The sequence below is a fragment of the Achromobacter sp. genome (genome assembly GCF_049647645.1).
In the GTDB taxonomy this organism is placed as follows: domain Bacteria; phylum Pseudomonadota; class Gammaproteobacteria; order Burkholderiales; family Burkholderiaceae_B; genus Achromobacter.
Map to the genome: position 1 here is coordinate 1 of NZ_JBARYB010000297.1, position 11,199 is coordinate 11,199.

Here is an 11,199-nt window from a genome sequence, read left to right on the forward strand (position 1 = left end):
GCGAGCAGCAAGCCGATGGCCACGGCGGCCGGCAGCGACAGCAGGCGCGGCAAGCGGCGGGAGCGGGAGGGAGGCGACGCCGCATCGGCGGCAAGGTTGCAAGCGGCAGGGCGCGCGCAAGGGCCAGGGCAATTCACGTAACACCTCGCGGCGCTGAAAGTGGCGGAAACAGGCCGGATCCGGCCCGATATGGGCTGGATTCTAATACAGGTATGAATTCAGATTCAAGATTGAATCTGAAATGCCGGCCAGTGCTAAACTCGCGCCATGTCAAAAGTCCGCCTTACGCGAGAGCAAAGCCGTGATCAGACGCGTCAGCGTCTGCTCGATGCCGCGCAATCGATCTTTGTAGCGAAAGGGTTTGTGGCAACCAGCGTGGAGGACATCGCCGAGCAGGCGGGCTACACGCGCGGAGCCTTCTATTCCAACTTCAGCAGCAAGTCCGAACTGTTCCTGCAACTGCTCAGACGCGACCACGAAAGCGTGATGAACGACATGCGCGCCATCTTCGAGGAAGGCGCGTCGCGCCCGCAGATGGAAGCGCGCGTGCTCCAGCACTATTCCACGCACTTCCATCAGAACGACTGTTTTCTGCTGTGGATGGAAGGCAAGCTGCAAGCGGTCCGCGATCCCGATTTCCGTGTGGGCTTCCTGGCGTGCATGCGGGAATTGCGCGCCGCCGTGACGGACTACGTGCAGCAGTTTTCGGCCCGGGTCGGCACACCGTTGCGCATGCCGGCGGAACAGATGGCGCTGGGCTTGCTGGCCTTGTCGGACGGCATGCAGTTCAGCTATGCCTTCGATCCGCAGGCCGTTACGGCGGAAATGACCGAGGCCGTGCTGGCTGGTTTCTTCCGCGGCGTGGTCTTTGGCGAACCGAAGCCCGAATAACTCTCTCCGCGCCTGGCTTCAGGCCAGCAGTTCCGAGATCTCGATGAGGTTCAAGTCCGGGTCGCGCAAGTAGACCGAGCGGATCTTGCCGGTGGCGCCAGTGCGCGGCACCGGCCCTTCAATGATCCGGGCGCCTTCGCGGTTCAGCTGGGTGATCACCTCCTCCAGCGGGCGGTCGGCGATGAAGCACAGGTCCAGCGCGCCCGGCACGGGCAGGTGGGCCTTGGGTTCGAACTCGCGGCCGCGCACGTGCAGATTGATCTTCTGGTTGCCGAAGCGCAGCGCCTGGCGGCCTTCGCCAAAGGTCTCCAGGCGCATGCCCAGGATCCGGGTGTAGAAGTCCACCGTGGCGTCGGGGTCGGTGCAGGTCAGGACCAGATGGTCCAGGTGATCGATCATGGGATATCTCTCCTGAGGCCGGCCCGGCTTGAGGTTTCAGATTGTCAGACGGCCTGTGGCCGTGATAGTAATACTTGCGGCGTGCGGCCAGACTGAGGGGACCGCCGCCGGAGTTTCCAACCCTTGGGCGACAGGAGAGGCAGCATGACTTCAGAAACCCGACCATCCACCATCAATCGCCCAGTGTTTTTCCCAGCGGCCGTGTTCACGCTCCTGCTGGTCGGATTCGCGATCCTGGCGCCCAAGGCGGCGCAAAGCCTGTTCGAATCCGTGCAGCGCTGGATATTGGGCAACGTCAGCTGGTTCTACATCCTGGTCGTCGCCATCATCCTGATCGCGGTAGTGTTCCTGGCGGTCAGCCGTTACGGCGACATCAAGCTGGGGCCAGACCACAGCGAGCCCGACTATCGCAATTTCACCTGGTTTGCGATGCTGTTCTCCGCCGGCATGGGCATCGGCCTGATGTTCTTCGGCGTGGCCGAACCCGTGATGCACTTCATCTCCCCGCCGGTGGGCGAAGGAGGCACCGCCGTCGCGGCGCGCGAAGCCATGAAGATCACCTTCTTCCACTGGGGCCTGCATGCCTGGGCCATCTACGCCGTGGTGGCGCTGATCCTGGCGTTCTTCAGCTACCGGCACGGGCTGCCGTTGACCTTGCGTTCAGCGTTGTATCCGCTGATCGGCAACCGGATCCACGGGCCCATCGGGCACGCCGTCGACATCTTCGCCATCATCGGCACGGTGCTGGGCGTGGCGACCTCGCTGGGCCTGGGCGTGGCGCAGATCAACAGTGGCCTGAATCACCTGTTCGGCATTCCGGTGGGCGTGACCACGCAGATCATCCTGATCGTCATCACCTGCGGCCTGGCGACCCTGTCGGTGGCCAGCGGCCTGGACAAGGGCATCCGCATCCTGTCCGAGACCAACCTGGTGCTGGCGGCGGTGCTGCTGCTGTTCGTGCTGGTGGTCGGCCCCACGGTGTTCCTGTTCCAGACCTTTGTGCAGAACACCGGCGCTTACCTTTCGGACATCGTCAATAAAACCTTCAATCTCTACGCCTACGAACCCACGGATTGGATCGGCGGCTGGACGCTGTTCTATTGGGGGTGGTGGATCGCCTGGTCGCCCTTCGTCGGCCTGTTCATTGCGCGCATCTCGCGCGGCCGCACCATCCGCGAATTCGTCACCGGCGTGCTGCTGGTGCCGGCCGGCTTCACGCTGTTCTGGATGACGGTGTTCGGCGATACCGCCATCCACATGATCCTGGTCGACAAGGTGCGGGGCCTGGCGGAAGTGGTGCAGGCCGATTCTTCCCTGGCGCTGTTCGCCTTTCTAGAGCAATTGCCCTGGAGCGGGGTGCTGTCCATCATCGCGATCGCCATGGTGGCCGTGTTCTTCGTCACTTCGGCCGACTCGGGCGCGCTGGTGGTGGACTTGCTGGCGTCCGGCGGTTCGGACCGCACGCCTGTGTGGCAACGCATCTTCTGGTCGCTGCTGATGGGCGCGGTGGCGATCGCGCTGCTGCTGGCGGACGGGTTGACCGCCTTGCAGACCGCCACCATCGCCAGCGCCTTGCCTTTCTCCGTCATTCTGCTGCTGTCCTTGTGGGGTCTGTTCAAGGCGCTGAAGCTGGACGCGACCAAGCGCGGCATCCGCTACCAGTCGCTGACGCTGTCGCGCCCCGCGCGCGGCGGACAGTCGTGGGAACGGCGTCTGCGCAACATGGTCATGATGCCGCGCCGCGCGCATGTGCAGCGCTTCATTGGCGACGTGGTGCGGCCCGCGCTGGAGGACGTGGCGGACGAGCTGCGCAAGCAGGGCTATGAAGTGGCAGTGCGCGAACACGGCGACGACGGCGGCGCGATCATGGAAGTCTCGCACGGCGAGCACCTGGACTTTTCCTACGCCGTGCTGCCGGAGGCTTTCGTGCGTCCCAGCCTGACGCCGGAAGAGGCCGCCGACGAGGAGGAGCGTAAGTACTTCCGCGCCGAAGTGCATCTGCGCGAAGGCGGACAGGACTACGACATCATGGGCTGGAGCCGCGACGCGGTCATCGGCGACATCCTGGACCAGTACGAGCGCCACCGCCACTACCTGCATATGGTGCGGACCTAGCCGCGCCGCACGTTGCGAAACCGCCCTGCCTGAACTGTCCCCTTCCCCGGGGGCGGTCAGCAAAAAAACTCGAAGGTTGGATCTACATCGAACTTTCGGGGGCAGTTCAAAAAACTGGTGTGACCAAGTTCGGGTGCGTGGCTTTGGGCGGTCATGGCGTAGATGCCGCGTCAACAGGTCTGCAAGAGGTCTGGTCCGGGCAACAGATTCGGTCTTTGACGGAGAGGGGGCTTACGGAGCTCGCTACTAGGCTCGGTGCGTGACCTGAATCGGGCAAGGCGCTGGGAATGTCGGTCGAGCTTGCTGTACCGATTGGATTTGCTGGCGCGATCAAGGCTGTGCGGGCATCAAGTGTGATTGCGGGGAGGATATCTCTCTCTAGACACGAAGCCAGCGTTCTTGGAGGTATCGGGGGACATACCATCGGGAAGCATGTCGGGAAAACAAAAGGATTCCTTGATGCGAGACTGCGAACTCAGCCTCGTCTGCTCGCCGCTTCAACATTTTATTCAATTCAAGATGCAGAGCGCGCGATAAATGGCCTGATGCGCAATAGGGCAGCAGATATACGCCTTTGGGCGGTATCAGCTCCTGCCAATGATGTGTTGCGTCTTAGCGCTTCAATCTCGGATGACGTGGGAGTGGTCTTGGTTCGTGGAGCAACCGAAGTTGCTCAGGGAAGAAAATTGACTATTGCATTGAAGAATGAATCTTTTAACGGTATGCCCTATTACCTTCTGATAGCGTTCCTTGGACCATTGGAAAACCGTCGAGAACCTTATCCTGAACTCGAGCAGTTTATTGGTGCCTATTTCAACGAGGACTTTGAGATTTTTGGCGACACGATTGAGGAAATTGCTCTCTGTTATAAGCGTGTCGTGGGCGAGACGCGGATTTAGCGAGCCTGCTCCGAAATGGACAGGTTTATAGCCGACTATGGCCCTGAGGCCGAGGCAGCCTTCGCACAGGAATGGGGATCATTTGATCCTGCCCTCTGGGGCCATACGGTCGCATCGTTCTTTGAAGAGTTGAAGCAGATTCTCAAGAGCTAGACCAGTCCCCTTGCTTGCGCTAGCCTCGCGAATTGGTCACACGAAAGCCCCGATACGGATACTCCGGTCGGGGCTTTTGCATTGTGGTTATAGAAGACGGCGACAACGGGAGAATCGAGAGTTCCCCGGTTGACAGCCGAAACACGGAGTGACCCGTGGTCGGATTGCTTGCCGGCGGTTTCTTATGCCCACACGCTTCGCAGGGGCTTGCACGCCATAGTCCGTCGCTATGCCGGCGATTGGATTAGCCCTTTTGACGAAATGCCCGATATCGTGGATTATCCAAGAACATTCTTTGATAAATAGCGAGTCGATCATGAAGGCGAATTCAGGAGCGTGGGCCGCGGGCGCCGTGGCGTTGGCGGTGGCGCTGGCGGGCGGCGGGCTGTACTGGAAGTATGGCGGCGCCCAGCAGAAGGGCGGCTGGGCCATGGCCCCGGCCAAGGTGGCGGTGGCCACCGCCCGGCAGGCGGATTTCCCCGTGACCCTGAGCGGCATCGGTTCGCTGGAGGCGGCGCGCCAGGTGCAGGTGGCGGCTGAAGTGGACGGCCGGGTCGATCGGATCCTGTTCACCTCAGGCGCGCAGGTCCAGGCCGGCCAGTTGCTGGTGCAGTTGAACGATGCCCCCGAGCAGGGCGAGCTGGCCAGGCTGCAGGCCCAGGCGCGCAATGCGCGCGCCTTGCTGGAGCGCACCCGCCGCCTGCTGCCGCAGCAGGCCGCCACGCGTGAACAGCTGGATCAGGCACAGGCCGATTACGACCAGGCCGCGGCCGACATCAAGCGGGTGCAGGCGTTGATCGAGCAAAAGCGCGTCAAGGCGCCGTTTGACGGCGTGCTGGGCGTGCGCCGGGTGAACCTGGGGCAGTTCGCCCGCGCTGGCGATGCGCTGGTGTCGCTGACAGATGGTTCCGCCATGTACGCCAACATTACCCTGCCCGAGCAGGCCATGGGCGCGCTGCGAGCGGGCCAGCCGGTGGCGGTAACGGTGGATGCCCATGCCGGGCGCGTCTTCGAAGGCAAGATCACCACCGTGGAGCCGCAGGTCGACGCGGGTTCGCGCACCGTGCGGGTGCAGGCGAGCCTGCCCAACGCCGACGGCGCCCTGGCGGCCGGCATGTACGCCCAGGGCCAGATCGGCCTGCCCGCGCGTCCGGGCGTGATCACCGTGCCGGAAACCGCGGTCAGCTACAGCGCCTACGGCGATTCGGTCTACGTGGTGACGCCGCCCAAGGCGGGCGAGCAAGCCGGCACGACGGTGCGGCAGGCCTATGTGAAGACGGCGGAGCGCGTGCGCGGCCGCGTCGTCGTGACCGAAGGACTGCAGGCAGGCGATCAGATCGTCACCTCCGGCCAGCTGCGTCTGCATAACGGCGCCGCGGTCGAGGTCGGCGCCGAGGACACCGTGGCGCTGGACGCCACGCAGCAGACCCTGGCGCAAGCCCGGTGATGGCGGGGAGAAAACCATGAAATTCACCGATCTCTTCGTACGCAGGCCGGTGCTGGCCCTGGTGGTCAGCACGCTGATCCTGCTGCTGGGCATCAAGGCCCTGAGCGGCCTGCCGGTGCGCCAGTATCCGCTGACCGAAAGCACCACCATCACCATCACCACCCAGTATCCGGGCGCTTCGCCTGATCTGATGCAGGGTTTCGTCACCCAGCCCATCGCGCAGTCGGTGGCCACGGTGGAAGGCATCGACTACCTGTCGTCCTCGTCCACTCAGGGCCGCAGTGTGATCACGGTGCGGATGAAGCTGAACGCCGATTCCAACAAGGCCATGACCGAGGTGATGGCCAAGGTCAACGAGGTCAAGTACCGCTTGCCGCAGGACGTCTACGACCCGGTGCTGGTCAAGTCCGCCGGCGAGGCGACCGCCGTGGCCTATGTGGGCTTCTCCAGCAGCACCTTGTCGCTGGCCGCCCTGACCGACTATCTGTCGCGCGTGGTGCAGCCGCAGCTGTCGTCCATCGACGGCGTGGCCAGCGTGGAACTCTACGGCGGGCAGAAGCTGGCCATGCGGGTGTGGCTGGATCCGAACCGGATGGCCGCGCGCGGCATTTCCGCGGGCGAGCTGGCAGATGCCTTGCGCGACAACAACGTGCAGGCCGCGCCGGGACAGGCCAAGGGCCTGTACGTGGTGTCCAACATCCAGGTCAACACGGATCTGGTCAATGTGGCGGAATTCCGCGACATGGTGGTCAAGCGCGAAGGCGACGCGATCGTGCGCCTGGGCGACGTGGCCACGGTGGAACTGGGCGCCGCGTCCACCGATTCCAGCGGCTTGATGGATGGCGAGCCGGCCGTGTATTTCGGGCTGAACGCCACGCCTGTGGGTAATCCGCTGGTGATCGTGAAGCGTCTGAACGAGCTGCTGCCCAACATCAAGCAGAACCTGCCGCCGGGCACCAGCGTGCAGGTGCCGTTCGAACTGGCCCGCTTCATCAGCGCGTCCATCGACGGCGTGGTGCATACGTTGATCGAGGCCGTCGCCATCGTGGTGGTGGTGATCTTCCTGTGCCTGGGCTCCCTGCGCGCCGTGCTGATCCCGGTGCTGACCATCCCCCTGTCCATGTTGGGCGGCGCGGCCATCATGGCGCTGTTCGGCTTCAGCGTGAACCTGCTGACCTTGCTGGCCATGGTGCTGGCCATCGGCCTGGTGGTGGACGATGCCATCGTCGTTGTGGAAAACGTGCATCGTCACATCGAAGAGGGCAAGTCGCCGGTGCGCGCCGCCCTCATCGGGGCGCGCGAAGTGGCGGGGCCGGTGATCGCAATGACCATCACGTTGGCGGCCGTCTACGCGCCCATCGGCCTGATGGGCGGACTTACCGGCTCGCTCTTCAAGGAATTCGCCTTCACCCTGGCGGGCTCCGTGGTGGTATCGGGCGTCATCGCGTTGACCTTGTCGCCGGTGATGAGCTCGTTCCTGCTGAACAGCCGCGTCTCCGAAGGCTGGATGGCGCGCCGCGCCGAGCATTTCTTTGAAGGCCTGGGGAACGCCTATGGCCGCGTGCTCGATGTATCGCTGCACCATCGCTGGGTGACCGGTTTGATCGCCGTGGCGGTGCTGGCCAGCCTGCCGTTCCTGTACAACGCCGCGCAAAGCGAGCTGGCGCCGGTGGAGGATCAGTCCACGGTGCTGACTGCGATCAAGTCGCCGCAACATGCCAACATCGACTATGTGGAGAAGTTCGGCCGCAAGTGGGACGACGTGATGAAGACCCTGCCCGAACAGCAGGGGCGCTGGCTGATCAACGGATCCGATGGCGTGTCCAACAGCATAGGCGGCGTGGACTTCGTGTCCTGGGAAAAGCGTCACCGCTCGGCCGACCAGATCCAGGCCGACATGCAGGCCAAGGTGAATCAGGTCGAGGGCAGCAATATCTTCGCCTTCCAGCTGCCGTCCCTGCCCGGATCCACCGGCGGGCTGCCGGTGCAGATGGTCATCATGAGCGCCTCTGACTACCCGGTGGTCTACGAGGCCATGGAAGGCCTGAAGAAGGCGGCACGGGAAAGCGGGCTGTTCATGGTGGTCGACAGCGACCTGGACTACAACAACCCGGTGGTGCAGCTGAAGGTGGACCGGGCCAAGGCCAACAGCCTGGGCGTCACCATGAAGGCCATCGGTGACACGCTGGCCGTGCTGGTGGGCGAGAACTACGTGAACCGCTTCGGCATGGACGGCCGTTCCTACGACGTGATTCCGCAGAGCCTGCGCGAACAGCGTATCTCGCCGGAGTCATTGGCGCGCTACTACGTCAAGAGCGCCAGCGGCGCGCAGGTGCCGTTGGCCAACCTCGTGACCGTGTCGATGGGCGTGGAACCCAACAAGCTGACCCAGTTCAACCAGCTCAACGCGGCCACCTTCCAGGCCATACCGATGCCGGGCGTCACCATGGGCGACGCGGTGCAGTTCCTGACCCAGCAGGCTCAGTTCCTGCCCGCCGGCTTCAGCTATGACTGGCAGTCGGATGCGCGCCAGTACAGCCAGGAAGGTTCGGCGCTGATGATCACCTTCATCTTTGCCATCATCGTGATCTACCTGGTGCTGGCGGCGCAATACGAGAGCCTGCGCGATCCCTTCATCATCCTGGTGAGCGTGCCCATGTCGATCTGCGGCGCGCTGATACCGCTGGCGCTGGGCATGGCTACGGTCAACATCTACACCCAGATCGGGCTGGTGACGCTGATCGGCCTGATCAGCAAGCACGGCATCCTGATGGTGGAGTTCGCCAACGAAATGCAGCTCAGCCACGGGCTGGACCGGCGCGCCGCCATGGAGCAGGCCGCCCGCATCCGGCTGCGCCCCATCCTGATGACGACCGCCGCCATGGTCATGGGCCTGATCCCGCTGCTATTCGCCAGCGGCGCGGGCGCGCACAGCCGCTACAGCCTGGGCCTGGTCATCGTGGTGGGCCTGCTGGTGGGCACGCTGTTCACGCTGTTTGTGCTGCCCACCGTCTACACCGTGCTCGCCCGCGACCACCGCGCGGCGCACGATACGCCGCGCGCCCGGGAACTGGTGCTGGCCCAGGCCGAGGACGCCGCAGTGCCGGGCGCTTCCGCCTAGCCGAAGGAACCGATCATGAACAATCCACAACTTTCCATACGCTTGCGCCGGGGCGCGGCCGTGCTGCTGGCCGTGCTGGCCACCGCCGGCTGCGCCGTCGGACCCGACTACCAGAAACCCCAGGCCGCGCCGGTGGCGCTGGCCAGCCCCGAGCAGGCCCTGTTCTCCACCGACCAGTTGCAGCGCGACTGGTGGAAGCAATTGCAGGATCCCCAGCTGGACCGGCTGATCGACCTGGCGTTGTCCCGCAACCTGGACATCCGCATCGCGCAGTCGCGCCTGGCCGAATCGCGTGCGGTGCTGGACGAGAAGGAACTGGACCAGCTGCCGGCGGTCACGCTGGGCGGCGGCTATGAACGCAGCCTGTCGCAGGCCAATGCCGGCGCTACCGGCCAGCGCAACTTGGCGCAGAGCTACCGGGCGGGCTTCGACGCCACCTGGGAGCTGGACCTGTTCGGTCGGTTGCGCCGCGCGGCCGAGGGCGCCGCCGCGCGCAGCGAGGCACAGGCCGCGGACCTGGCCCAGACCCGCATCGTGGTGGCGGCGGAAGTGGCGCGCAACTACTTCGAGCTGCGCGGCGCCGAACAGCGTCTGGCCGTGGCGCGCGCCAACCTGGAGAGCCAGCGCGACAGCCTACGCGTGATCCAGGCCATGGTGTCGGCCGGCCGCGGCGACGAGGGCGACCTGGCCAGCGCGCGCGCCGAACTGGAGACCGTGCAGGCCAGCGTGCCGGTGCAGATCGCGACGAGGCGGCTGGCGCAGTACCGGATCGCGGTGCTGGCGGGCCTGCGCCCGGTGGAGCTGGGCGAACTGGATGCTGGCAAGGCGTTGGCCCCCCTCGATACCCGCCTGCCTATCGGCGACGTGAGCGCCTTGCTGTCGCGCCGTCCCGACGTGCTGGCGGCGGAACGCGGCATGGCCGCCGCCAACGCCGACGTGGGCGTGGCGACCGCGGAACTGTATCCGCGCATCGATCTGGGCGGATTCCTGGGTTTCGTCGCTTTGCGCGGCGCGGATTTCGGCTCATCGGCCAGCCGCGCTTTCAGCGTCGCGGCCAATGCCAACTGGCCTGCCTTCCACCTGCCCACGGCGCTGGCGCGCAAGCGCGGCGCGGTGGCGCGCGCGGACGGCGCGGTCGCGGGCTATGAGCTGACCGTGCTGCGGGCGGTGGAGGAACTGGAATCGGCGCTGACGGAATACGGCCAGACGCAGCAGCGCCTGGGCAGCCTGGCGCAGGCGGCCGCGCACAGCGGCAGGGCGGCGGAACTGGCGCAGCTGCGTTACCGCGAAGGCAGCGCCCCGTATTTGACGGTGCTGGATGCCCAGCGTACGCTTTTGCGCGCCCAGGACGCCGTGGCCGTGGCCGAAACCGAGTCCTATACCCGGCTGATCGCGCTGTACAAGGCGCTGGGAGGCGGATGGGAAGCCCCGCCCATGGAGCAGCAGGCCGCTTCCGGCTGACCGGCAGGCGCGGTTCGTGGCACCATAGGCATACATCCGGAGAATCCACATCCATGTCTGATAGTCCGTCCCACCCCGTCGCCTGGGAGCATCAGCCCGCGGATCGCGTGCTCATGACCTTGAAGACGCGCGGCCCGCAGTCCGTCGCCGTCATCGCCAAGGCTATGGACGTGACCGCCGAGGCCGTGCGCCAGCAGATGACCCGCTTGCATGCGGAAGGACTGGTGGATTCCGAAAGCCAAAGCGCGGGCCGGGGCCGGCCCACGCAGATCTGGTTCCTGACCGATGCCGGGCACGGGCGTTTCCCGGATACGCACGCCGAAATGACGGTGCAGATGCTGGGCGCCGTGCGCCAGGTGTTCGGCGAAGAGGGCATCGAAAAGCTGATCCAGGCGCGCGAAGTCGCCATGCTCAACGGTTATCGACAGGCCATGCAGGGCGCTCGCAGCCTGAAGGAACGGCTGGAGCGGCTGGTGGAAGTCCGCTCCGCCGAAGGCTACATGGCCGAGTTGCGCAAGGACGGCGCGGACTACCTCTTCATCGAGAACCATTGCCCGATCTGTTCCGCGGCCAAAGCCTGTATGGGCTTTTGCCGCAGCGAGCTGGAACTCTTCCACAAGGTGCTGGGAGAAGAGGTCCAGGTGCGGCGCGAAGAACACATCCTCACGGGGGCGCGCCGCTGCGCCTACCGCATCGACAAGGCCGGCTGACCG

The 11,199-nt window shown here is 64.9% G+C and carries 8 protein-coding genes; 7 read left to right on the plus strand and 1 reads right to left on the minus strand.

What is annotated here, in order from left to right; genetic code table 11:
- Window positions 1-267: 267 nt before the first annotated feature.
- Window positions 268-891, plus strand: a complete 624-nt coding sequence (locus WBB14_RS33365; RefSeq protein WP_424243543.1) for a TetR/AcrR family transcriptional regulator — start codon at window positions 268-270, stop codon at window positions 889-891.
- Between the two features lie 18 nt (window positions 892-909).
- Here WBB14_RS33365 and WBB14_RS33370 read toward each other — a convergent pair whose 3' ends face one another.
- Window positions 910-1,290, minus strand: a complete 381-nt coding sequence (locus WBB14_RS33370; protein ID WP_424243544.1) for a VOC family protein — start codon at window positions 1,288-1,290, stop codon at window positions 910-912.
- Window positions 1,291-1,434: 144 nt separating this feature from the next.
- Between WBB14_RS33370 and WBB14_RS33375 the strand changes: the two genes are divergently transcribed.
- The 6 genes from WBB14_RS33375 to WBB14_RS33400 all read left to right on the plus strand — a co-directional run bounded on the left by WBB14_RS33375 (window position 1,435) and on the right by WBB14_RS33400 (window position 11,196).
- On the plus strand, window positions 1,435-3,405 hold the full coding sequence (locus WBB14_RS33375; protein ID WP_424243545.1) for a BCCT family transporter: 1,971 nt from the start codon (window positions 1,435-1,437) through the stop codon (window positions 3,403-3,405).
- Between the two features lie 287 nt (window positions 3,406-3,692).
- On the plus strand, window positions 3,693-4,304 hold the full coding sequence (locus WBB14_RS33380) for a contact-dependent growth inhibition system immunity protein (RefSeq protein ID WP_424243546.1): 612 nt from the start codon (window positions 3,693-3,695) through the stop codon (window positions 4,302-4,304).
- A 469-nt stretch (window positions 4,305-4,773) separates the two neighbouring features.
- Window positions 4,774-5,904, plus strand: coding sequence for an efflux RND transporter periplasmic adaptor subunit (locus tag WBB14_RS33385; RefSeq protein ID WP_424243547.1), 1,131 nt, complete (start codon window positions 4,774-4,776; stop codon window positions 5,902-5,904).
- 16 nt (window positions 5,905-5,920) lie between these two features.
- On the plus strand, window positions 5,921-9,025 hold the full coding sequence (locus tag WBB14_RS33390; RefSeq protein ID WP_424243548.1) for a MexW/MexI family multidrug efflux RND transporter permease subunit: 3,105 nt from the start codon (window positions 5,921-5,923) through the stop codon (window positions 9,023-9,025).
- Window positions 9,026-9,040: 15 nt separating this feature from the next.
- The gene (locus WBB14_RS33395; RefSeq protein ID WP_424243549.1) at window positions 9,041-10,486 is read left to right on the plus strand and encodes an efflux transporter outer membrane subunit; all 1,446 of its coding nucleotides are present in this window, start codon (window positions 9,041-9,043) and stop codon (window positions 10,484-10,486) included.
- A gap of 53 nt (window positions 10,487-10,539) precedes the next feature.
- Window positions 10,540-11,196, plus strand: a complete 657-nt coding sequence (locus tag WBB14_RS33400) for a helix-turn-helix transcriptional regulator (protein ID WP_424243550.1) — start codon at window positions 10,540-10,542, stop codon at window positions 11,194-11,196.
- The last annotated feature ends 3 nt before the right edge of the window (window positions 11,197-11,199 follow it).

Excerpts from the sequence above, each read along its gene's own strand:
- WBB14_RS33400 (WP_424243550.1), top strand. The coding sequence starts at position 10,540 with ATGTCTGATAGTCCGTCCCACCCCGTCGCCTGGGAGCATCAGCCCGCG.
- WBB14_RS33365 (WP_424243543.1), top strand. The coding sequence starts at position 268 with ATGTCAAAAGTCCGCCTTACGCGAGAGCAAAGCCGTGATCAGACGCGT.
- WBB14_RS33390 (WP_424243548.1), top strand. The coding sequence starts at position 5,921 with ATGAAATTCACCGATCTCTTCGTACGCAGGCCGGTGCTGGCCCTGGTG.
- WBB14_RS33375 (WP_424243545.1), top strand. The coding sequence starts at position 1,435 with ATGACTTCAGAAACCCGACCATCCACCATCAATCGCCCAGTGTTTTTC.
- WBB14_RS33385 (WP_424243547.1), top strand. The coding sequence starts at position 4,774 with ATGAAGGCGAATTCAGGAGCGTGGGCCGCGGGCGCCGTGGCGTTGGCG.
- WBB14_RS33395 (WP_424243549.1), top strand. The coding sequence starts at position 9,041 with ATGAACAATCCACAACTTTCCATACGCTTGCGCCGGGGCGCGGCCGTG.
- WBB14_RS33380 (WP_424243546.1), top strand. The coding sequence starts at position 3,693 with ATGTCGGTCGAGCTTGCTGTACCGATTGGATTTGCTGGCGCGATCAAG.
- WBB14_RS33370 (WP_424243544.1), bottom strand. The coding sequence starts at position 1,290 with ATGATCGATCACCTGGACCATCTGGTCCTGACCTGCACCGACCCCGAC.